Here is a 21972-nt window from a genome sequence, read left to right as displayed (position 1 = left end):
TTTCGCTCACTCAAAGACGCACTTGTCCTTCGTATACGCGTACTGCCGGGCCGGTCATCATGACCGGTTGGCCAGGGCCTGCCCATTCAATGGACAGGCGCCCGCCGGGCAGGTCGATCAATAGCGGCGAATCCATCCACCCCTGGCTGATCGCGGCCACCGCGGCAGCACAAGCGCCGGTTCCGCAGGCCTGGGTTTCCCCGGCCCCGCGTTCCCAGACGCGCAACTGCGCGCGGTTCCGGTCGATGACCTGGAGAAAACCGACATTGACCCGCGCCGGAAAGCGCGGGTGATGTTCGATTTTCGGCCCCAGTTCATGCACCGGTGCTTTGTTGATGTCGTTGACCCGCAACACGGCATGGGGGTTGCCCATGGACACCGCAGCCAGTTCGACCATGGTGCCGTCGACGTCGACCTGATAGCTCAGGGCCTGGCTTGGGGCTTCGAACGGAATCTCGGCCGGCACCAGGCGCGGGGCGCCCATGTTGACGCTGATCTGGCCATCGTTGCGGATGTCCAGTTCGATGATGCCGCTTTTGGTCTCGACGCGAATCTGCCGCTTGGCGGTCAGGCGCTTGTCGAGCACGAAGCGGGCGAAGCATCGAGCGCCGTTACCGCACTGTTCCACTTCGGAGCCGTCGGCGTTGAAGATCCGATAGCGGAAATCCACGTCCGGGTTGCTGGGCGCCTCGACGATCAGCAACTGGTCGAACCCGATGCCGGTGTGCCGATCGCCCCATTGCTTGGCATGCTTGGGCAGAATGTGCGCGTGCTGGCTGACCAGGTCGAGAACCATGAAGTCATTGCCCAGGCCGTGCATCTTGGTAAAACGCAGCAGCATGGGGTTACTCCGGCAGCAGGCTTTCGCCAGCAAACAACTCGGCTACCGTCTCGCGGCGACGCACTTCGATTGCCTGATCACCGTCCACCAACACTTCAGCGGCGCGGCCGCGAGTGTTGTAGTTGGAACTCATGACAAACCCGTAGGCACCGGCCGAATGCACGGCCAGCAGGTCGCCTTCTTCCAGCGCCAGTTGACGATCCTTGGCCAGGAAGTCGCCGGTTTCGCAGATCGGGCCGACGATGTCGTAGGCACGCGCGGCGGTATCGCGAGGGCGCACGGCGGTAACGTCCATCCAGGCCTGGTACAGCGCCGGGCGGATCAGGTCGTTCATGGCCGCATCGACGATGGCGAAGTCTTTGTGTTCGGTGTGCTTGAGGTACTCGACCTGGGTCAGCAGCACGCCGGCGTTGGCAACGATGAAGCGGCCTGGCTCGAACACCAGCGCCAGGTCACGACCGTCGAGACGTTCGCGCACGGCCTTGATGTAGTCGGCGGCCAATGGCGGCTCTTCATCGCGATAACGCACGCCCAGACCGCCACCCAGATCGATGTGGCGCAGGTAGATGCCGCAATCGCCGAGGCGGTCGACCAGGCCCAGCAGGCGGTCGAGGGCATCGATGAAGGGCGGCAGGGTGGTCAGTTGCGAGCCGATGTGGCAATCGACGCCGACCACTTCCAGGTTAGGCAGTTGCGCGGCGCGGACGTACACGTCTTCGGCGTCGGCGATGGCGATGCCGAACTTGTTTTCTTTGAGGCCGGTGGAAATGTACGGGTGCGTGCCGGCATCGACGTCCGGGTTGACGCGCAGCGAGATCGGCGCGCGAACGCCCAGCTCGGCGGCGACTACTTGCAGACGCTCGAGCTCGTCGGTGGATTCGACGTTGAAGCAGTGCACGCCGACTTCCAGGGCGCGACGCATGTCGTCACGGGTCTTGCCGACACCGGAGAACACGATCTTTTCGGGGCTGCCGCCAGCGGCCAGTACACGCTCCAGCTCGCCACGGGAAACGATGTCGAAACCGGCGCCCAAACGGGCCAGGACATTCAGTACACCCAGGTTGGAGTTGGCCTTGACCGCAAAGCAGACCAGGTGAGACGTGCCGGCCAGCGCATCGGCGTAAGCCAGGTACTGGGCTTCGATGTGGGCACGGGAGTAGACGTAGGTCGGTGTACCAAAGCGTTCGGCGATGGCGGACAGGGCAACACCTTCCGCGAACAGCTCACCGTCACGGTAGTTAAAAGCGTCCATGGCGTTCCCTTATTGGTAGACGTCGTGTTTGTGTGCTTTCGACGGAGACTGTTGCGACGACTTGGCCTGCTCTGCAGGATCCTGGCTGTCATCGGGCAGGTACAGCGGGCCTTTTTGACCACAGGCCGATACCAGGCAGGCAACCGCGACGAGCGCAGCAAGGGAAGAGATCAGGCGCTTCATGGCGAAATCCTTGAAAATGCGTTAATTGCGCCGGAGTATACCGGCCACCCGGCAGCTTGCCTATGTGACGCGGCTCCCGTCCGGCGGGCCTTTGACTGTGGCGCAGTAACTTGTCCTGCGTTGCGCAGGGATATTTCGTACCGCACCTCGTCCTTGGTGGTTATTCTTTGCAATCATCGGGGCTCGCCCGTATCTTGCGGCGCTTGAGCGTGAGTAGACACTTTTTGAGGTTCCCGTAATGAGTTTGACTGAAGCCCGTTTTCACGACCTGGTCGATGCCACCCAGCAGACGCTGGAGGATATTTTCGATGAGAGTGACCTGGATATCGATCTGGAGAGCTCGGCCGGTGTGCTCACCGTCAAGTTCGAAAACGGCAGCCAGTTGATCTTCAGTCGTCAGGAGCCGTTGCGGCAATTGTGGTTGGCGGCGGTGTCGGGTGGCTTCCACTTCGACTACGACGAAGAGAGCAAGCGCTGGATGTGTGACAAGAGCGACGAGCAACTGGGTGAGATGCTCGAGCGCATCGTCAAGCAGCAAGCCGACGTCGAACTCGAATTCGAAGGTCTGTGAGATCGTGACCCAGCCTGCGCCCGTTCGCCCGCCCAAACCGCTCTATAGCAACGTCAGCCCGGCAGTGCCTTCGCCGTGCAGCGGTGTGTGCCGGCTGGATGAGCAGAAGGTTTGCCTGGGGTGTTTTCGGCATGTCGAAGATATCCGCGAATGGCGCTCGGCCGATGATGAGCGGCGGCGGGTGATTTGTGCGCAGGCTGTACAACGCAAGATCTTGGCTTAAGGGCTTTTGTGGCGAGGGAGCTTGCTCCCGCTCGGGTGCGAAGCAGCCGCAAGGTTTTTAGGGCCGCTCCGCGCCCCAGCGGGAGCAATGGTCAGCGCTGGGCCGTGGTCGCCCCCGGCTTGTTTATTTATTGAGCTGTGATAGTGTCCAGATACGCCTCAACCCATCGAGGCTCGTGAAAACCCCGCCTTTTTCTGGCGGGGTTTTGCTTTTTTCGTGCAGAAGAAAGGAGTCTGCCCTGATCATGACCGCACCTTCCATCACCCTTACCCGTCTGGACGTGCAACGTCTGGAGCGCCTGATCGACAGCCTGGATGACTCGCTGCCGGGCGTTATCGCGCTGCAAACCGAACTGGATCGCGCCGATACCCTGGTCGGTCACGAAGAGGTGCCGGCCGATGTCGTGACCATGAATTCTAAAGTGCATTGCCGCGAAGAAAGCAGTGGCAAGGACTACCACCTGACCCTGGTCTACCCCAAGGATGCCAACGCCGACGAAGGCAGGATTTCCATTCTGGCGCCGGTGGGCAGTGCGTTGCTCGGCCTGAAGGTTGGCCAGCACATCGACTGGCCGGCACCGGGTGGCAAGACCCTCAAACTGACCCTGCTGGAAGTTGAATCGCAGCCTGCCAATGGCGGCGCGTTCCCGGAATGAACCCCTCAGACCTGCTCGAGCGCCTCGTTCAATGCGCGCTCCAGGTCGGCCTTGTAGCGCAAATACAGATTGCTTGAACTCTGACCATCACCGAGCAGGCCCGACAGGTCCAGGTCGGTGATGTAGCAGCGATAGCGTTCGGTCTCGCGGCGCTGTTCGACGATTTCCCGGGCGACCACGCTGAACAGTTGGTCGCCATGTTCCAGCTCTGAAAATTCCCGCTGATTGCAATACAACGTGACTTGCACCTGTCCCGGTGCGGCTTTGCCGACGATCGCCTGCACGTCATAGAACGGTTTGTTGACCGGGGTTTGCGGCGCCGGTCGGGCTTCGACCCGACGCGCCCGCGCGGTGCCTGAAGGCAATAACTGGTAATACAAAGTCTCCAGGCTCAGCGGCTGGGCGGCGTCCATCGGTAGCAAGGCGTCGCGCCGGTACTGGATCGATTGCAGAAAACGTTGCAGCGGCACCAGCAGGCTTTGTTCGTCGTGATAGGGCAAGCGTTGTTGCCACAAGGCATTGAACTCATCCAGTACGTACAGATCGGCCTGGTGTTCGTTGATCCGGTAGAACACCTGAACGCAGTCGGGTTGCCCCATGGGCAGGATCAGCGCCAGGTCGTGGTCTTCCAGTGCCATCGGGTCCAGATGCAGCGGGCTGTAGCTGGCCAGCTCTTCGCCAAGGTAGTCAAACAGCGCCGGCAGCGTGGCGAGGGCAACGTGATTGACCTGGCCGGGCACCAGCTCCAGCACGTGGTAATGCTGCTGGACCTGAATCAGGTAGCGATGATTGAGTTTGCTCAGCAGCAGGTTTTGCGCGGTATCGAGAACTTCTTCGACTCGTCGGGCTATGAATTGCGCGCGGTTGTGGCAGAAGCAACGTACCCGCAGCTTGGGCTGCTGTGGCCCGTCCGGCAGGTTGTTGAGGTAATCGCGCAGGCAGTCGAGCAGGGCATGGGGACCGTCAAAGCGGCTGACCAGCACCTCGTTCCAGCTGTTTAGCGTGACCTGATCCAGGGTCAGCACCAGATTTTCCCGCACGCCGGCGTAGCTCAGGGAATCGGTGCGCTCGGTGGTCATCAGGATGTTCATGTCGCGATGGTGCTTGAGCGGATCGACGCCGACGTTCACCAGAATCAGTATTTCGCTCGGCACGCTGGCGCGCAGCAAAGGCTCTTCGGCGACGGTGGTCAGGGGCAGGGCGATGCTTTGCTGCAGGCTGCCGAGCAGGTTGAACAGTTCGAACTCGCTCAAGTCGCTGGTGCCGGGGTGCAGGGCCAGGCGGGTGCTGCTGTCGATCACGCCGTTACGGTGACACCAGGTGAGCAGTTCGAGTAACTGGCGGCTGCGCTTGATCGGCGCGAAATGCTCCCACTCATGAGCGGTCAGGCTGCCGTTGTACAAACCCCATTGGGTTTGCCCCGGCTCTCTCTTGTTCGGGGCCTGCACCAGCGTCAGGGTGTCTTCGGCCAGATCGGGGGCGATGCCCGGGTTGATGCATTCGATCTTGTCGGCCTTGCGCTCGAAGGCCGCGTACAACCGCCGGCCCAGCACATTGAGGTCGCGCTTGTTGATCAGGCTGACGGTCTGCTCGTTACGGGCAAACTGTGTCAGGAAGCGGTAGCTGTAATTCAGTTCGCCGACCAAGGCACGGCGCTCGGCGCTGACCTGGCGGACTTTCCACTGGCTGCGGCTGTCGAGCAACGCCAACTGACGCTGATCCCAATGCCATTCGTGGGCCAGACGTTCGAGCAGCGAACGCTGCCAGCTCTGGGTGCGACCGCTGCTGCCGGTGAGCTTGCGATTGACCTTCAGGTACAGCGCACGACGTACCAGTTCGAGCCGCTCCGGTTCGCCCCGAGCCGTGAGGTATTCCTCGATGCGCCGGTAAACCACCATGTACGGGTCCAGTTCATCGAGGTCCAGTCGATTGGCAAACACCGCCTGTTTGAAACGCAGGCTCAGGCAGTGGACTTTCGGGTGTTCACTGGCGTAGACCTCGGTCAGCAGCAGTTTGAGCACTGATTTGTAGGGCGATTCGATGCCTTTGAACAGCTGCCAGAGCCCGGCACCGATGAACTCCCCGGGAGGGATGTACGCCAGATGCCCCAGGTCCAGGGTTTCGTCGGCACGGATGAAGCGTTTGGAAAGCAGCGTGTGGGTGTAACGGTCGTACGCAGCCTCTTCGTAGACCGGCACCAGCCACCAGATGGGGGTGCGTCCGGCCAGCCAGATCGCGGTTCGATAGAACTCGTCCAGCAGCAGATAGTGCTGGGTGGTGCCACAGTCTTCCGAGCTCAACTGCGTATCGCGCTCGCCGAGCACGAAGCGGGCCGGGTCGATCAGGAAAAAGTGCGCCTCGGCGCCCTGGCTGGCGGCCCAGACTTCCAGCAACTGGCATTTCTTGCGCAGTTCAGCGAGCTCGCTTTCGCTCAGGTCCGGCCCATGACAGACCCACACGTCCATGTCGCTCTGATCGGCCTGGGCCAGAGTGCCGAGGCTGCCCATCAGGAACAGGCCGTGAATGGGGCGCGGCGGATTGCTGCCGTGGCGCGGTTTGTAGGAAAACGAGCGGGTCAGGCGTTGGGCTTCGGCGAGGGTGTTGGTGTCGGGGTCGTAATTCGACAGGCCGGCCGGGGTGCTACCCGAAACGTAACCCGGCAATAGCGGATGATTGACGTGGAAAAACAGCGGCAGCAGGGTCAGCACCGTTTGCTGGCGGGTCGACAACCCTTCCATCGCACGGGCCATGCGACCCTCGTTGAGCTTCAGGAAACGGGCGCGCAGCTGGCTGAGAACCTTGCGATCGATTCCCTCGTCCAGATCGGGGCGGATTTCATGGGTGCGGGTCATGTCAGCTCAATCCGGCTCGCGGGGCTCGGACGCAGGAGGGCTCAGGGTGAGGGGCAGTTTAGCGCCTCGGCCCCGGGACTTTTAAGCTGATTTTGTTTTCCTGGCGTCAGATTTCTATCGTTTGGCGACGGCAGGTAACAGGGCCAGTCATCAAGTGTGCCCGCGGAAATCCCGTGACAGAGCTTTCCGTGGGCTATGCAGTGATGCTCAGGCTGTTTCCCGCACGGACAGAATGGTGAGAACGGTTTGCACGTTTTGTGCGGCGTCACGCCCCAGGCTGGTCAGATAACCGCCATCGGGCTGGGTGATCAATTCTTTGTCGAACAGTCTTTGTGCGGCGGCAATGGCTTTCGGGGCAGCGGTCTGATGAATTTTCAAACCTTCCTGGGAACTGTCCAGGTTGAAGAGTGCGAGGATTTCCAGTTCGGCAACCAACTCAGGGGTAAGCGACATAAGGACTCCAGACTTTCTAGGAATTAGACGATAGCGTCCCTAAGGTGAACCCGTCGGTGAGGCATGTCCAGTGCTGGCAACAGGGTTTTTCTCCCCGAGAGGCATTCCCCGGAGGGTGATAAGGACAGCGGGGGTGGTTTCTGTAGGAGCGAGCGCGCTCCTACAGGGGGAGGGCGGGGTTATTGCTTTTCCGGCGGCAACTCTGGCAGTGCGCGCAGCGCCGTTTCATACCATTCGGTGTCGAATGCACGGTCCTCATCGAGCATAGCGTCGATCTCGTAGGCCAGCACATGGGCCATCAGGTTGAGGATTTCTTCACGCTCGTAACCCACCAGGGTCAGCTTGTTGAAGGTTGCCTTGGCCGCTGGCGGGTTGTCGCTTTCGATCTGGTTTTCGATTGCTTCGATCAGCGTCGTTTCGGCGAATTCTTCTTCGTCGTTGTCGATGTCGTTTGGCTCGCTCATGGCAGGCTCCTCAAGGAAAGGCGGCCAGTTTACCTGCATTCAGCATTGTGATGCTGCTGGCAAGAAGTGCCTGGGCGTTCTATAACTGGCGCTGCCAACCCCCTGCACGGCCTGGAGGCTATGTAATGCTCAAGCTTTATGGATTTTGCGTCAGCAACTACTACAACATGGTCAAGCTGGCGTTGCTGGAGAAGGGACTGCCGTTTGAAGAGGTGCCGTTTTACCCAGGCTCCAGCCCCGAGGCGCTGGCCATCAGCCCGCGCGGCAAGGTTCCGGTACTGGGCGTCGAGCAAGGTTTCGTCAACGAAACCAGCGTGATTCTCGAGTACCTCGAGCAGAGCCAGAAAGGCACACCGCTGCTGCCGAGCGAGCCCTTCGAGCGAGCGCAGGCGCTGGCTTTGGCCAAGGAAATCGAGTTGTACATCGAACTGCCAGCGCGAGCCTGCTACCCCGAAGCGTTTTTCGGCATGTCAGTGCCGGAAGCGATCAAGGACAAGACCAAGGCCGAGTTGCTGCTGGGGTTCGCCTCACTGGGCAGGCACGGCAAGTTCGCCCCTTACGTGGCGGGCGACCGTCTCAGCATTGCGGATTTGTATTTCCTGTACAGCGTGCCGATGGCTTGTGCCGTGGCGCAGAAGCTGTTCGATATTGATCTGCTGGCTGAGATGCCGGCGGCCAGGGCGCTGCTGGAGCGTCTGGGGCAGAATCCGAACGTGCAGCGAATTGCGGCAGAAAAGGGCGCAGCAATGCCCGCGTTTCTGGAGATGATCGCGTCGAAGAAATAGATTGTGTAACGATCTTGAGAATGCCTTCGCGGGCAAGTCTCGCGCATGAGGGGTACGGTCCCCTGTAGGCGCGAGCGGTGCGGCGATCCGACTTGCCCGCGAAGCTTTTAACGGCTGGCGAGCAATGCCTGACCGCGAGCCACGGCAGCCTTGACCTGTGCCGGCGCGGTTCCGCCGATATGGTCACGGGCATTCACCGAACCTTCCAGGGTCAGCACGGCAAACACGTCCTGCTCGATCTGGTCGCTGAACTTGCGCAGTTCTTCCAGGCTCATTTCCGCCAGGTCCTTGCCGCTGTCTACGCCGTACTTCACCGCGTGGCCAACGATCTCGTGGCAATCACGGAACGGCAAGCCGCGGCGTACCAGGTAGTCGGCCAGGTCGGTGGCGGTCGAGAAACCGCGCAGGGCCGCTTCGCGCATCATCGCGTGCTTGGGCTTGATCGCCGGGATCATGTCGGCAAAGGCCCGCAGCGAGTCGCGCAGGGTATCGGCGGCGTCGAACAGCGGTTCCTTGTCTTCCTGGTTGTCCTTGTTGTAGGCCAGGGGCTGGCCTTTCATCAGGGTCAGCAGGCCCATCAGCGCGCCAAATACCCGGCCAGTCTTGCCGCGAACCAGCTCCGGCACGTCCGGGTTTTTCTTTTGCGGCATGATCGAGCTACCGGTGCAGAAACGGTCCGGCAGATCGATGAACTGGAACTGTGCACTGGTCCACAGCACGAGCTCTTCGGAGAACCGCGACAAGTGCATCATCGCGATGCTCGCGGCCGAGCAGAACTCGATGGCGAAGTCGCGATCGGACACGTTGTCCAGGGAGTTGCCGCCAACAGCGTCAAAGCCCAGCAACTGAGCGGTGTACTCGCGGTCGATCGGGTAAGTGGTACCAGCCAGTGCAGCACTGCCCAGCGGCATGCGGTTGGTACGCTTGCGGCAGTCCACCAGGCGCTCGTAGTCGCGGCTGAGCATTTCGAACCAGGCCAGCATGTGGTGCCCGAAAGTCACCGGCTGCGCGGTTTGCAGGTGGGTGAAGCCTGGCATGATGCTGCCGGCTTCGCGCTCGGCCTGCTCCAGCAAGCCTTTTTGCAGGCGGGTGATCTCAGCCAGGATCAGGTCGATCTCGTCACGCAGCCACAGACGAATGTCGGTGGCGACCTGGTCGTTGCGGCTACGGCCGGTGTGCAGCTTTTTACCGGTCACGCCGATGCGGTCGGTCAGGCGCGCCTCGATGTTCATGTGCACGTCTTCGAGGTCGATGCGCCAGTCGAACTGGCCGGCCTCGATTTCACCCTGGATGGTCTTCAGGCCATCGATGATGCTGTCGCGCTCGGCATCGGTCAGCACGCCGACCTTGGCCAGCATCGTGGCGTGGGCGATCGAGCCCATGATGTCGTGGCGATACAGGCGCTGGTCGAAGGTGACGGAGGCGGTGAAGCGGGCAACGAAGGCGTCGACGGGTTCACTGAAGCGGCCGCCCCAGGACTGATTGGTCTTGTCAGTGCTCATGAATTCGCTCGTATCGGCTTGAAGAAAGATGGCGTGGAACGCTGACGCGGATAATAACAGGGTTGCCAATCCTGTCGCTGACACTGGTCGATACGTTTTTTTCTCATGGGGCGATCCATACTCGAAGCCAGCGATGCGCAAATTGCGCAACGATATTTCTCATTTGAGCAATATCGTCGCGGCAACCGTCTACAGTTGGACAGTAGGATCAGCGCACTTCTCGATGCTGCAGCTGACTATAGAGAGAAGAGGGGTGTTCATATTGTGTATCAGCAAACCTTATGGCGATGCCTCGCCAACGCGGGCCTGGGCCGTCAGTCACCCGGCAGATGAAAATTTAGCCGCCGGTCTTGCGGCACTTTTTGGCCCTCGCGCTAGTCTTAGCGTGGATCGCGGTGACGGACGTCACTTCACCTGTCTACGCTATCTTTGTGCGAGACTCACGCAGGAATCCAGCGCAATATGAATGTCCTGATCGTTGATGACGAACCCCTGGCCCGCGAGCGCCTGAGCCGAATGGTCGGCGAACTCGAGGGATACAACGTCCTGGAGCCCAGCGCCACGAATGGCGAAGAGGCGTTGGCACTGATCGACAGCCACAAGCCGGATATCGTACTGCTCGATATTCGCATGCCGGGCCTCGATGGCCTGCAAGTGGCGGCACGATTGTGCGAACGCGAAACCCCGCCCGCCGTGGTGTTTTGCACAGGGCCCGATGAATTTGCCGTGGAAGCCCTACAGGCCAGCGCCGTGGGCTATCTGGTGAAGCCAGTGCGCACAGAACAGTTACATGAAGCATTGAAAAAAGCCGAACGCCCCAATCGCATCCAGCTCGCCGCCTTGACTCGTCCCGCCGCCGAAACCGGCAGCGGCCCACGCAGCCATATCAGCGCCCGCACCCGTAAAGGTATTGAACTGATCCCGTTGGGCCAGGTGGTCTACTTTATTGCCGACCACAAGTACGTGACCTTGCGCCATGAAGGTGGCGAGGTGCTGCTGGATGAGCCACTCAAGGCCCTCGAAGACGAATTTGGCGACCGTTTCGTGCGGATCCACCGCAATGCACTGGTCGCCCGCGAACGCATTGAACGGCTGCAACGCACCCCCCTGGGGCATTTCCAGCTGTTTCTCAAAGGCCTGAACGGCGACGCCCTGATCGTCAGCCGACGCCATGTGGCCGGCGTGCGCAAAATGATGCAGCAGCTTTAATCCGCCATTCAGGGCGGATTTCTACCCTGTTTTCGGACCTTGAGGGCCAGGGAGGCCATGCAGTTTCTGATACAAGTCAAAGTGGATTTGGCTGAGCTGTTATTATCTGCCGTATCTATTCAGTACGGATTGATCCATGTCCTCTCGCGAAATCCGCATCGCCACCCGCAAAAGTGCTCTCGCCCTGTGGCAGGCCGAATACGTCAAGGCTCGTCTGGAACAGGCCCATCCGGGCCTGCTCGTGACGCTGGTGCCCATGGTCAGTCGCGGCGACAAGCTGCTCGATTCGCCCCTGTCGAAAATCGGCGGCAAGGGCCTGTTCGTCAAGGAGCTGGAAACCGCGCTGCTGGAAAACGAAGCCGACATTGCCGTGCACTCCATGAAGGACGTGCCGATGGACTTCCCCGAAGGCCTCGGTCTGTTCTGCATCTGCGAGCGCGAAGACCCGCGCGATGCATTTGTCTCCAATACCTTCGCCAGCCTGGATGAGTTGCCACCAGGCAGCATCGTCGGCACCTCCAGCCTGCGCCGCCAGGCTCAGTTGCTGACCCGTCGTCCGGATCTGGAAATCCGCTTCCTGCGTGGCAACGTCAACACGCGCCTGGCCAAGCTCGATGCCGGCGAATACGACGCCATCATCCTCGCCGCGGCGGGTTTGATTCGTCTGGGCTTCGAACACCGCATCACCTCGGCCATCAGTGTCGATGACAGCCTGCCGGCCGGAGGCCAGGGCGCGGTCGGTATCGAGTGCCGTAGCGCCGACACTGAGATTCATGCACTGCTCGCGCCGCTGCATCATCAGGATACGGCCATCCGCGTGACCGCTGAACGTGCCCTCAACAAACATCTGAATGGCGGCTGCCAGGTGCCGATCGCCTGCTACGCCGTGCTTGAAGGCGAGCAGATCTGGTTGCGTGGCTTGGTGGGCGATCCGAACGGCGGCCTGCTGCTCTGCGCCGAGGCCCGAGCGCCACGCAGCAAGGCCGAGGCCCTGGGCGTGCAAGTGGCCGAAGACCTGCTGAGTCAGGGCGCCGACGCCATTCTCAAAGCAGTCTACGGCGAGGCTGGGCACGAGTGACTGGCTGGCGCCTGCTGCTGACGCGCCCTGCGGATGAATCGGCGGCGCTTGCCTGCGTGTTGGCTGACGCGGGGGTTTTCAGTAGCAGCTTGCCGCTTTTGGACATCGAGCCGATGCCGGCCTCTGCCACAATGTGCGCAGTGATTCAGGACCTGGATCACTATTGCGCGGTGATCGTGGTCAGTAAGCCGGCCGCCAGAATCGCTGTCGAGCTGCTCCACCAGCATTGGCCGCAACTGCCGGTTCTGACGTGGTTCAGCGTCGGCGCGGCAACGGCGCAGATCCTCGAGGCTAACGGGCTGGATGTGAGTTTCCCGGCCGACGGTGATGACAGCGAAGCCTTGCTTGAACTTCCACGATTGCGCGAGGCTATCGCCCGTCCCGATCCTCGGGTGTTGATCGTGCGTGGGGAGGGTGGGCGCGAGTTGCTGGCTGAGCGTTTGCGCGAGCTTGGTGCTAGTGTCGAGTATCTGGAGTTGTACCGACGCGGCTTACCGCAGTACCCACCGGCAGCGTTGCCTGAGCGGATCGAGGCGGAACGCTTGAACGGGCTGGTGGTCAGCAGTGGACAGGGTTTTGAGCACCTGCACCGATTGGCTGGCGATGCCTGGCCGATCATGGCGCGGTTGCCGTTGTTTGTTCCAAGCCCCAGGGTCGCCGAGCTGGCACGCGCCGCCGGGGCCCAAACAGTTGTGGATTGTCGTGGCGCCAGTGCCGCGGCCTTGCTGACGGCGTTACGGGAGCACCCCGTACCCGTTTTCTAATGCAAAGGATGGATACGTGAGCAAAACAGCCTTGCCTAAAGATGACGTCCAGCCGGTGCTCGATGCGCCGGTAGAAGCACCGGTTGTAACCGGGCCACCTGCTACTGAGCCGCGCCGAGGCAATGGGCTGGCAATCGTCGCGCTGCTGTTGGGCGCTGCCGGTGTTGCCGTGGGCGGTTGGGGAGTCTGGCAGGTGCGTCACCTGCAAGCCGATAACCTGCAACAGTTGAGTCAGGTACAGGCGTTGAACGATCAGGCGCAGAGCCTGAAGCTCAACGAGCAGCGTCTGACCGCTCGCCTCGAACAAATGCCTGCCGCCGAAGAGCTCGATGCGCGCAGTCGCTTGGTCACTCAACTTCAGGGCGATCAACAGCGTTTGAATCAACGCCTGGAAACCGTCCTCGGTGCCAGCCGCAAGGATTGGCGTCTGGCCGAGGCTGAGCATTTGCTGCGACTGGCCAGCCTGCGTCTGTCGGCGTTGCAGGACATCAGCAGCGCCCAGGCCCTGGTGCAGGGGGCCGATGAGATACTCCGTGAACAGAATGACCCGGGGGCTTTTGCCGCTCGCGAGCAAGTGGCCAAAACCCTGGTGGCCCTGCGCAGTACCGAACAGCCGGATCGCACCGGGTTGTTCCTGCGACTGGGTGCCTTGCGCGATCAAGTGATCAGCCTCACCGAACTGGCGCCCGAGTACAAGGACCGTGGCGAATCCCTGCTGGGCCTGACGGCCGATGGCGACGGCGCCAGTCGCTGGGCGCAATGGTGGGATCAGATCTCGCGTTACATCCGAATCGATTTCAACGCCGACAAGAATGTCCGTCCATTGCTGGCAGGGCAGAGCCTGAGCCAGGTGCGTCTGGCCCTGAGCCTGGCGCTGGAACAGGCGCAGTGGGCCGCGCTCAACGGTCAGGCTGCGGTCTACACTCAGGCGCTGACCGAAGCGCGGGACGTGCTCAAGGGTAACTTCAACCCGGACAACCCTCAGAGCAAGATCATGCTGGAGCAGGTGGCCGAGTTGAGCAAACAGCCAGTCACGGTGGTCACGCCGGATCTGACAGGCACGTTGAGCGCCGTCCAGGCTTACCTTGAGCGACGCAACGTCAACGCCGAGGACTCAGTGAAACCTCTTGGCAAACCTGCCGCGAGCACTGCGCAGGAGGCCACACCATGAAGCGTCTCTATGTGATCGTGTTCGTGGTCATCGCTGCCGCCGCCGCTTTGGGGCTGGCGATTGCCGAGCATTCCGGCTACGTGCTGATCGCCTACAAGAGCTTCCGTTACGAATCGAGCCTGTGGGCAACCCTGGCCTTGGTGGCCGTGCTGTGGCTGGTGTTCTGGGGCATCAAGGCGCTGGTCGAACTGGTGACGACTTCCGGTGGGGTGGTCAACCCATGGTCGCGGCGCAATCGCAGTCGACGGGTGCAAGTGGCGATCGAGCACGGCCAGCTGGATTTGGCCGAGGGCCGCTGGGCCAGTGCTCAGCGTCACCTGTATCGCGCGGCAGAAGCCGAGCGTCAGCCACTGCTCTACTACTTGGGTGCTGCCCGCGCCGCGAACGAACAAGGTCTCTACCAGGAAAGCGATAACTTGCTGGAGCGCGCTTTGGAGCGACAGCCCCAGGCCGAGCTGGCGATTGCCTTGAGTCATGCCCAATTGCAGACCGACCGCGGCGACACCGACGGCGCCCTGGTCACCCTGCAGGCCATGCACGAGCGTCATCCTCATAACGTCCAGACCCTGCGCCAGTTGCAACGCCTGCATCAGCAGCGGGGCGACTGGTCGGCAGTGATTCGCTTGCTGCCGGAGTTACGCAAGGACAAGGTGCTGCCGCCGGCCGAGCTGGCTGAACTGGAGCAACGCGCCTGGGGTAAGAATCTTTCGTTGGCGGCGCACCGGGAAGAGGACGGAACGGTCGGTTTGCAATCGCTCGCTCGTGCCTGGCAGCAGCTCACCGCCGCTCAGCGGCAGGAACCGCAACTGGTGCTCGCCTATGCCGAGCAACTGCGGCAACTGGGAGCGCAGGTCGAGGCCGAAGAGGTTCTGCGTACGGCTCTCAAGCGCAAATACGACAGTCATCTGGCACGCCTGTACGGTCTGGTTCGCGGTAGCGATCCGGCCAGACAGCTGCACACCGCTGAAGGTTGGCTCAAGGATCATCCGGCCGACCCGAGCCTGTTGCTGACGTTGGGCCGTTTGTGTCTGCAAAGCAGTCTGTGGGGCAAGGCCCGGGATTATCTGGAAAACAGTCTGCGTGTACAGCGTAATCCTGAAGCCTGCGCCGAACTGGCGCGGTTGCTGGCGCAATTGGGTGACACTGAACGCAGTAATCAGTTGTTCCAGGAGGGCTTGGGCCTGCTGGACGAGCGCTTGCTGTCGGCTCCGCTGCCGGTGCCGGCTCATGCTTGATGCCGGCCTGTAGCCGCTGCCGAAGGCTGCGTTCGGCTGCGCAGCAGTCGTAAATCAGGCGCCGCAGTCGGATCAGGTGAGTCGTGTTAAACCGATTACGACTGCTGCGCAGCCGAACGCCGGCTGCGCCAGCTGCTACAGGGGGAGTCGTTCGTCAGGGCAATCCAACCGCTCCGAGTCTGCCACTGTTTTTGAGTTGTGGTCCTGGTCTGGCAAAGTCCTACAGCGGACTACATCTTATCCTCTCGACTCTGTCGGGAATTCCCTACACTTCTGGTGAAGTGTCCGTGCTGGCCTGCCTTGAAAGGCTGCTGCGCTTTCCTCTACCGTAACCGCTTGTCTCTACAGTTACGGAAAAGCCATGTCTTTGGCCTGCTCACGCTCCTTGTTTTTCATGGTTTTCATTGCAGGTGCCCTGGCCTTGGGCGTTTCCTATTACCTGGAATATGCGGTCGGCCTCAAGCCTTGCGGGTTGTGCCTGTTGCAACGGGTTTGCCTGGCGCTGCTCACGGGTGTCTGCCTGATGGCTTCGGTGCAGGGGCCTGGTCGCTTCGGATCATTCCTGTATTGGTTACTGGGTCTGCTATGCAGTGTGGCGGGTACCGTCACGGCGTGGCGGCAGGTTGTGTTGCAGAGTGATCCGGTGCATCAGCTCTCGGCATGCTCGCCCAACCTGACTGATCTGTTTGCCAGTACGCCCTGGTTGTGTGCCTTGCAACGGTTGTTCAAGGGAACCGACGACTGCGCGGAAATTTCCTGGACGCTGTTCGACCTGAGTATCCCGGAATGGAGCCTGTTGTTCTTCGTTGCGATGATGATTCTGGGCGGGTATCAATTGCTGCGCCTTGTCTGGATCGCCTGTCAGCGACCGCTCAGCGGCGAGTCGTCGCACCGGGTATTGACGGGCGATTAAACACTTGTATGAACTTTATCTCCTGCGTACCTTGAAGCCATAGGCGCGCGGGCATAATCTGGCCCGCACGTATCATTGGAATTATGTTGCTCGTTGCTGTTCTGCCTGACCAAGACCGGATGTGCCGAGTCTTGGTCAGGCGTAGAACGGCATGACCCATTAGGGAAGAGAGATCGCCATGTTAGATAGTTGTCAGAATGCTCAGGAACGCTGGGGTGGGGTTCATAAGCTCATTGACCGCTGGCTACAAGAGCGTGAAGAGTTGGTAAAGTCGTTCCACGACTTGCGAAATGCCAAACCGGCTTTCGCCGACAAGTCCTTGAACGGTCGGTTCTGCGAGATTCTTGTCGATTACGTTTCTGCCTGGCACTTCGAAGTGAGTGAGCATCTGGTCAATGAGGCCAAGGCCTTTGGCGACGATGGCGGCCTTGAACTGGCGGAGCAGATCAACCCGCGTATCGACGTGAGCACCGAGATGGCGCTGTCGTTCAATGATCATTGTCACAAGGGTGACTGCAACGACACCGAGCGTTTCGCCGAAGCGCTGGAAAAGCTGGGCAGCCAACTGCGTGAACGCTTCGAACTGGAAGATTGCCTGATCGAAGTGCTGCACACCGCCCACAAGGAAGAGAGTTCGGTTCAGGCCTGAACCCTTCCCGGCTAGACACTGAAAACGGTGCGCAATGCGCACCGTTTTTCGTTTCCGGCATTCAGCTTGTAGCACCACGCAATTCGACTTCGAATACCAGCGGCGTGAACGGCGCGATCAAGTCGCCGGCACCGTCGGCGCCATAGGCTTGCGCCGATGGAATTACCAGGCGCCATTTTGCGCCGACCGGCATATTTTGCAGCGCGCTACGCCAGCCGCTGATCACGCTATCAAGACTGAACCACTGCGGCTGACTGTTCTGATCGAACACGGTGCCATCAGGTAGACGACCGATATACAGCACCTGGACTTTGCCGTTCGGTCCTGCCTTCGCGCCAGTTCCGGGAGCCAGCTCGGTCAGCAATACTCCATCTGCCAATTGACGGACGCCAGGTTTGGTTTTTTCCTCATCGAGAAAGCGCCGCTCTTTTTCGAGGGCAACTTCGCTTTGCGCGACGGCGGGTTGCTCGGCGACCTGGGCTTCGTGCTCGGCAAGAATCTGTTCGATCTGCTCGTCTTTCAGCGCTAGCGGCTTACCTTGGTAGGCTTGCTGCAAACCTTCGAGCAGTGCCTGAAGTTGCAGGTCCGGAACCTCCTGGCGCAAGCGTTCGCCAAGGCTCGCACCCAAGCTGTAAGCGAGATCGTGAGCGTCATTTGTGGTGGTTTTTTCGGCGGCCTGGACCACGGAAAAAAACATGCACAGCGATAAAAAAAGGTAGCGCGACATAGGCACTCTCCGACCTGAGATGCGCAGGATTATGCCAGTGTGAATGCTCTCGAAGGTGAACTGGTTTTGCGTAAGCGCAGAACATTTTTACTTCGTTGCAACGCAGCGCTTTCGATACTGTCAACATGCCCTAGCGGCGGTTGCAGCAGAGGTCTAGTATGAGCCGCATTCACGTCAGCCAGGAGGTAAACCATGTCGGCCACCAAGAAGCCAGTAAATACTCCGTTGCACTTACTCCAACAACTCTCGGGCAGCCTGCTCGAGCACTTGGAAAACGCTTGTTCCCAAGCCTTGGCTGATGCTGAAAAACTGCTCGCCAAACTGGAAAAGCAGCGCGGAAAAGCGCAGGAAAAACTGCATAAATCCCGCACCAAATTGCAGGACGCTGCGGCGGCCGGCAAAGCCAAGGCACAAGCCAAGGCCAAAGATGCGGTGAAAGAACTTGAGGACCTGCTCGACGCCCTCAAGGCTCGTCAGTCCGAAACTCGCAGCTACATCCTGCAACTCAAACGCGACGCTCAAGAAAGCCTGAAACTGGCCCAGGGTGTCGGTCGTGTCCAAGAGGCTGTCGGCAAGGCGTTGTCCCTGCGTTCGGCCAAGCCAGCCGCGGCACCTGCGAAGAAAGCCGCTGCCAAACCGGTTGCTGCAAAAGCACCGGCCAAGCCTGCTGCGGCTCCTGTTAAAAAAACCGCCGCCAAAGCACCGGTAAAAGCTGCAGCGAAACCAGCCGCAAAACCTGCGGCGAAAAAACCAGTCGCTGCCAGCGCTGCGAAACCAGCAGCTAAAACGACAGCTGCCAAACCTGCCGCTAAGCCAGTCGCTGCCAAAACAGCTGCCGCTAAACCCGCTGCCAAAACCACGGCTGCCAAACCCGCCGTGGCGAAAACTGCAGCTGCCAAACCGGCCGCTAAACCTGCTGCAAAACCAGCAGCCAAAACTGCCGCCAAACCTGTCGCGGCTAAAACCGCTGCAGCCAAGCCTGCAGCCAAGCCTGCAGCCAAGCCTGCTGCAAAACCGGCGGCGAAACCTGCTGCAAAAACTGCAGCCAAACCCGCCGCTAAACCGGCTGCCAAAACTGCTGCTGCGAAACCTGCCGTCGCTGCCAAGTCAGCCACTGCCGCCAAACCAGCTGTAGCGAAACCAGCAGCCAAACCTGCCGCTGCCAAACCGGCTGCAAAACCTGCCGCCAAGCCAGCAGCAAAACCGGCCGTGAAAAAGCCAGTCGTTGCTGCAAAGCCGACTGCCGCACCTGTTGCCAAGCCAGCAACCCCGGCCCCGGCCCCAGCTGCATCGGCTTCGCCGGCTCCGGTAGCCACTACCTCGACAGCTTCGCCTGCGCCAGCGGCATCGTCGAGCACCAGCACTACCCCAACCAGCGCTTCCTAAGTGCCGGTTACCGCGACGCGCAGCTGATGCAGCGCGTCGCGGCTCAGGTTGGCGGCGCCTGCTGCCATACCTTCCAGCCAGGCCGTTGGATCGGTCGCTCCACACTGCGGCCAACTCTGCGCCAAACGCTCCAGTCGCAGCAACAAATGCCTTTCGGCTTCCATCTCCAGTGTCTTCACTTTTTCGCGCAAATCATCCAGACCGGCATCCTCGCTGGCAGCGGCTTTCCATTGCTGGCGCAAGGTGCGTAACGGTTGCACGACATCCACGTCCCAAGGCCCGGCTACATCGCGTAGCAGCTGCAAGCGTTGTTCGTTGCAGGCGACTCCACGTTGCCCCAGCCACAATCCACAGAGCAGCAGGCACACATTCACACCCGCTGCCTGCAATTGCAGGCAGGCGTGTTCAACGCCGGGAAGGGCGTAAGTGTCGAGGGAAAAGCTCCACAGGTCAGAGGACATAGTGCTACTCGCGCCAGTTGCGAGCGAAGCTGGTAGACTCCGCCGCCATTATGATTCGACTTCAGAACCTGACTTTACAGCGTGGCCCGCAACGTCTGCTAGAAGACGCCGAGCTGACCCTGCACGCCGGCCACAAAGCCGGCCTCATCGGTGCCAACGGCGCCGGCAAATCGAGCCTGTTCGCCTTGCTTCGGGGCGAGCTGCACCCGGACTCGGGTGACTGCTTCCTGCCGGCCGACTGGCGCATCGCCCACATGCGCCAGGAGGTCGACACCCTCGAGCGCCTGGCGGTCGACTACGTGCTCGATGGCGACCTGCGCCTGCGTCAGGTGCAACGCGACCTGGCGGCGGCCGAAGCGGCCCATGACGGCGCCGCTCAGGCCCGCCTGCACTCGGAGCTCGACAGCGCCGATGGGTACACCGCCGATGCCCGGGCTCGCAAGCTATTGGCGGGCCTTGGGTTCACCAACGAGCAAATGGACCGGCAAGTAGGAGATTTCTCCGGTGGCTGGCGGATGCGTCTGAATCTGGCGCAGGCTTTAATGTGCCCCTCGGACCTGTTGTTGCTCGACGAACCGACCAACCACTTGGACCTCGACGCCATCATCTGGCTCGAAGAGTGGCTCAAAAGCTACCCCGGCACTTTATTGCTGATTTCCCACGACCGGGACTTCCTCGATGCCGTGGTCGATCACGTAGCTCACGTCGATCAACGCAAGATCACCCTGTATCGCGGCGGTTACACCGCGTTTGAGCGGGCCCGTGCCGAACGTCTGGCACAGCAACAGCAGGCGTACGAGAAGCAACAGGCGCAACGTGCGCACATGGAAAGCTACATTGCCCGCTTCAAGGCCCAGGCCACCAAGGCCCGTCAGGCCCAGAGCCGGATCAAGGCGCTGGAGCGGATGGAAGAGCTGTCCGCCGCGCACGTCGATTCGCCGTTCGATTTCGTCTTTCGCGAATCGCAGAAAATCTCCAGCCCGCTGATCGATCTATCGGACGCTCGCTTGGGTTATGGCGAAAAAACCGTGCTGGAGAAGGTCAAGCTGCAACTGACCCCTGGCGCGCGGATCGGTTTGCTCGGCCCCAACGGTGCCGGTAAATCGACCCTGATCAAGAACCTCTCCGGTGAGCTCGAGCCATTGGCGGGCCGACTGACCCGGGGCGAGAACACCGTGGTTGGTTACTTCGCCCAGCATCAACTGGACTCCCTCGATTCCAAGGCCAGCCCGTTGCTGCACTTGCAGCGCCTGGCGCCAACCGAACGTGAGCAGACCCTGCGTGACTTCCTCGGTGGTTTCGACTTCCGGGGTGCACGTATCGATGAGCCGGTGTTGAATTTCTCCGGTGGCGAAAAGGCGCGACTGGCCCTGGCGCTGATCGCCTGGGGCCGACCGAACCTGTTGCTGCTCGACGAACCGACCAACCACCTGGACCTGGAAATGCGCCTGGCGCTGACCATGGCGTTGCAGGAATTCAGTGGCGCGGTTCTGGTGGTCTCCCACGATCGTCATTTGCTTAAAAGCACCACCGACAATTTCTATCTGGTGGCAGACGGCAAGGTCGAGGAGTTCGACGGCGACCTGGAAGACTACACCCGTTGGCTGGTGGAGTACCGTCAGCGCAACGTGCCGGTCAGCAATACCCCGGTCAACCCGGACAAGACCGACAAGAAAGCCCAGCGCCAGGCCGCCGCCGCGTTGCGTCAGCAACTGGCACCGCACAAGCGCGAGGCCGACAAGCTCGAAGCCGAGTTGGGCAAGCTGCACGAGAAACTGGCGAAGATCGACGCCAGCCTCGGCGACAGCGATATTTACGAGCCGGCACGCAAGAACGAATTGCGTGATCTGCTGGCCGAGCAGGCCCGGCTGAAGGTGCGTGAAGCCGAGCTGGAAGAAGCCTGGATGGAAGCGCTCGAATTGCTCGAAAGCATGCAGGCGGAGCTGGAGGCGCTGTCTTGATGGAGGCCTTCAAGCTGCCGTTGCCGGCGATGTGGGTCGAGCCGCTCTGGCTGGTCGTGCAAATCCTGCTGATCCTGCTGGCCGGCTATGTCGCTCAGCGCGTCGTCGCTAAAGGCCTGACTCGCTTGGGCGAGCGTTACCCGTTCCCGCCGCAGTTCTTGATGCCGCTGCGCGGTGGTTTGCGTTGGCTGATCATGGGTAGCGCGCTGATCTTCGTGCTGGAGCGTCTTGGGGTGTCGGCCACGGTGCTCTGGACCGCGTTGTCCGGCTTCGTGGCGGTGGCTGCCGTGGCGTTTTTCGCCATGTGGAGCGTGCTGTCCAATCTGTTGTGCGCGATCCTGATCTTCACCGTCGGCCCATTCCGAATCGGCGATGTGGTCGAGTTGGTGGACACCACCGACAAGCCGGGCGTCAAGGGCCGGGTGGTGGCGATCAATCTGCTCTACACCACGCTGATCGAAGCCGAAGAGCTCGGTACCGGCAGTGCCATGGTGCAAGTGCCCAACAGCCTGTTCTTCCAGCGCTCGGTTCGACGCTGGCGCGGTACTGATGTATTTCCTTCAAACGGGTTCGAAAAGCAGGCTCGATAGGACGCTACCGCCGTCAACGCTGGTCGGCAGTCACTCTGTCCTGCAAA

At 60.9% G+C, this 21972-nt stretch carries 23 protein-coding genes; 14 read left to right on the top strand and 9 right to left on the bottom strand.

Features of this window, described 5'->3' with window-relative positions; translation table 11 throughout:
• Nucleotides 1–10 precede the first annotated feature (10 nt).
• Genes dapF through FFH90_RS29700 form a run of 3 tightly spaced genes read right to left on the bottom strand, consistent with a single transcriptional unit; the run spans nt 11 to nt 2276 of the window.
• A complete protein-coding gene (dapF, locus tag FFH90_RS29710) occupies nt 11–841 on the bottom strand; it encodes a diaminopimelate epimerase (RefSeq protein ID WP_018927533.1) in 831 nt (276 codons plus the stop codon).
• 4 nt (nt 842–845) lie between these two features.
• Nucleotides 846–2093 carry a diaminopimelate decarboxylase gene (gene lysA, locus FFH90_RS29705; RefSeq protein ID WP_018927534.1) on the bottom strand — a complete coding sequence of 416 codons (1248 nt, stop codon included), beginning with the start codon at nt 2091–2093 and terminating at the stop codon, nt 846–848.
• 9 nt (nt 2094–2102) lie between these two features.
• Nucleotides 2103–2276, bottom strand: coding sequence for a lipoprotein (locus FFH90_RS29700; RefSeq protein WP_007941283.1), 174 nt, complete (start codon nt 2274–2276; stop codon nt 2103–2105).
• 238 nt (nt 2277–2514) lie between these two features.
• Here FFH90_RS29700 and cyaY point away from each other — a divergent pair, with 238 nt between their 5' ends.
• From cyaY to rnk, 3 genes are all read left to right on the top strand, one after another.
• Nucleotides 2515–2847, top strand: coding sequence for an iron donor protein CyaY (cyaY, locus tag FFH90_RS29695; RefSeq protein ID WP_019580500.1), 333 nt, complete (start codon nt 2515–2517; stop codon nt 2845–2847).
• A 4-nt stretch (nt 2848–2851) separates the two neighbouring features.
• Nucleotides 2852–3070 carry a DUF1289 domain-containing protein gene (locus FFH90_RS29690; RefSeq protein ID WP_081625749.1) on the top strand — a complete coding sequence of 73 codons (219 nt, stop codon included), beginning with the start codon at nt 2852–2854 and terminating at the stop codon, nt 3068–3070.
• Nucleotides 3071–3314: 244 nt separating this feature from the next.
• Nucleotides 3315–3725: a nucleoside diphosphate kinase regulator gene (gene rnk / locus FFH90_RS29685; protein ID WP_007941285.1), complete on the top strand. Its 411-nt coding sequence runs from the start codon at nt 3315–3317 to the stop codon at nt 3723–3725.
• A 5-nt stretch (nt 3726–3730) separates the two neighbouring features.
• On the opposite strand, the gene FFH90_RS29680 is transcribed toward rnk, so the two are convergent.
• The 3 genes from FFH90_RS29680 to FFH90_RS29670 all read right to left on the bottom strand — a co-directional run bounded on the left by FFH90_RS29680 (nt 3731) and on the right by FFH90_RS29670 (nt 7494).
• Nucleotides 3731–6577: a class I adenylate cyclase gene (locus tag FFH90_RS29680; RefSeq protein ID WP_138866488.1), complete on the bottom strand. Its 2847-nt coding sequence runs from the start codon at nt 6575–6577 to the stop codon at nt 3731–3733.
• 207 nt (nt 6578–6784) lie between these two features.
• A complete protein-coding gene (locus FFH90_RS29675; protein WP_007894898.1) occupies nt 6785–7030 on the bottom strand; it encodes a TIGR02647 family protein in 246 nt (81 codons plus the stop codon).
• A 179-nt stretch (nt 7031–7209) separates the two neighbouring features.
• The gene (locus FFH90_RS29670; protein WP_018927538.1) at nt 7210–7494 is read right to left on the bottom strand and encodes a hypothetical protein; all 285 of its coding nucleotides are present in this window, start codon (nt 7492–7494) and stop codon (nt 7210–7212) included.
• 125 nt (nt 7495–7619) lie between these two features.
• Between FFH90_RS29670 and FFH90_RS29665 the strand changes: the two genes are divergently transcribed.
• Complete coding sequence (locus FFH90_RS29665; protein WP_064621064.1) at nt 7620–8279, top strand: glutathione S-transferase family protein; 660 nt, start codon at nt 7620–7622, stop codon at nt 8277–8279.
• Between the two features lie 107 nt (nt 8280–8386).
• On the opposite strand, the gene argH is transcribed toward FFH90_RS29665, so the two are convergent.
• Nucleotides 8387–9781: an argininosuccinate lyase gene (gene argH / locus FFH90_RS29660; RefSeq protein ID WP_019580504.1), complete on the bottom strand. Its 1395-nt coding sequence runs from the start codon at nt 9779–9781 to the stop codon at nt 8387–8389.
• A 462-nt stretch (nt 9782–10243) separates the two neighbouring features.
• On the opposite strand from argH, the gene FFH90_RS29655 reads away from it, so the two are divergent.
• The 7 genes from FFH90_RS29655 (at nt 10244) to FFH90_RS29625 (ending at nt 16800) form a co-directional block, all read left to right on the top strand.
• The gene (locus FFH90_RS29655; RefSeq protein WP_086944358.1) at nt 10244–10990 is read left to right on the top strand and encodes a LytTR family DNA-binding domain-containing protein; all 747 of its coding nucleotides are present in this window, start codon (nt 10244–10246) and stop codon (nt 10988–10990) included.
• Between the two features lie 136 nt (nt 10991–11126).
• A complete protein-coding gene (gene hemC, locus FFH90_RS29650; RefSeq protein ID WP_111453033.1) occupies nt 11127–12068 on the top strand; it encodes a hydroxymethylbilane synthase in 942 nt (313 codons plus the stop codon).
• Nucleotides 12065–12832: a uroporphyrinogen-III synthase gene (locus tag FFH90_RS29645; protein WP_111453032.1), complete on the top strand. Its 768-nt coding sequence runs from the start codon at nt 12065–12067 to the stop codon at nt 12830–12832. Before hemC ends, FFH90_RS29645 begins: the two co-directional genes overlap by 4 nt.
• 16 nt (nt 12833–12848) lie before the next feature.
• Nucleotides 12849–14003, top strand: coding sequence for a uroporphyrinogen-III C-methyltransferase (locus FFH90_RS29640; RefSeq protein ID WP_018927544.1), 1155 nt, complete (start codon nt 12849–12851; stop codon nt 14001–14003).
• Entirely contained in the window at nt 14000–15238 is a 1239-nt protein-coding gene (locus tag FFH90_RS29635) for a heme biosynthesis protein HemY (RefSeq protein WP_111453030.1), read from the top strand. Before FFH90_RS29640 ends, FFH90_RS29635 begins: the two co-directional genes overlap by 4 nt.
• Before the next feature lie 361 nt (nt 15239–15599).
• Nucleotides 15600–16151 carry a disulfide bond formation protein B gene (locus tag FFH90_RS29630; RefSeq protein WP_018927546.1) on the top strand — a complete coding sequence of 184 codons (552 nt, stop codon included), beginning with the start codon at nt 15600–15602 and terminating at the stop codon, nt 16149–16151.
• Nucleotides 16152–16329: 178 nt separating this feature from the next.
• The gene (locus FFH90_RS29625) at nt 16330–16800 is read left to right on the top strand and encodes an Rsd/AlgQ family anti-sigma factor (protein ID WP_018927547.1); all 471 of its coding nucleotides are present in this window, start codon (nt 16330–16332) and stop codon (nt 16798–16800) included.
• Between the two features lie 61 nt (nt 16801–16861).
• On the opposite strand, the gene FFH90_RS29620 is transcribed toward FFH90_RS29625, so the two are convergent.
• Nucleotides 16862–17527, bottom strand: a complete 666-nt coding sequence (locus FFH90_RS29620) for an FKBP-type peptidyl-prolyl cis-trans isomerase (RefSeq protein WP_018927548.1) — start codon at nt 17525–17527, stop codon at nt 16862–16864.
• 192 nt (nt 17528–17719) lie between these two features.
• Between FFH90_RS29620 and FFH90_RS29615 the strand changes: the two genes are divergently transcribed.
• Nucleotides 17720–18913, top strand: coding sequence for an AlgP family protein (locus FFH90_RS29615; protein ID WP_138866487.1), 1194 nt, complete (start codon nt 17720–17722; stop codon nt 18911–18913).
• On the opposite strand, the gene FFH90_RS29610 is transcribed toward FFH90_RS29615, so the two are convergent.
• The gene (locus tag FFH90_RS29610) at nt 18910–19374 is read right to left on the bottom strand and encodes a TIGR02444 family protein (RefSeq protein ID WP_111453027.1); all 465 of its coding nucleotides are present in this window, start codon (nt 19372–19374) and stop codon (nt 18910–18912) included. The two genes, FFH90_RS29615 and FFH90_RS29610, sit on opposite strands and share 4 nt — an antisense overlap.
• 50 nt (nt 19375–19424) lie before the next feature.
• On the opposite strand from FFH90_RS29610, the gene FFH90_RS29605 reads away from it, so the two are divergent.
• Nucleotides 19425–21335, top strand: coding sequence for an ATP-binding cassette domain-containing protein (locus tag FFH90_RS29605; protein WP_064621055.1), 1911 nt, complete (start codon nt 19425–19427; stop codon nt 21333–21335).
• The gene (locus FFH90_RS29600) at nt 21335–21925 is read left to right on the top strand and encodes a mechanosensitive ion channel family protein (RefSeq protein ID WP_019650132.1); all 591 of its coding nucleotides are present in this window, start codon (nt 21335–21337) and stop codon (nt 21923–21925) included. The genes FFH90_RS29605 and FFH90_RS29600 overlap by 1 nt, the downstream gene beginning before the upstream one ends.
• Nucleotides 21926–21972 lie beyond the last annotated feature (47 nt).

Source organism: Pseudomonas sp. ATCC 43928 (assembly GCF_005938665.2).
Classification (GTDB): domain Bacteria; phylum Pseudomonadota; class Gammaproteobacteria; order Pseudomonadales; family Pseudomonadaceae; genus Aquipseudomonas.
This window is presented reverse-complemented; position numbering and strand designations above follow the sequence as displayed.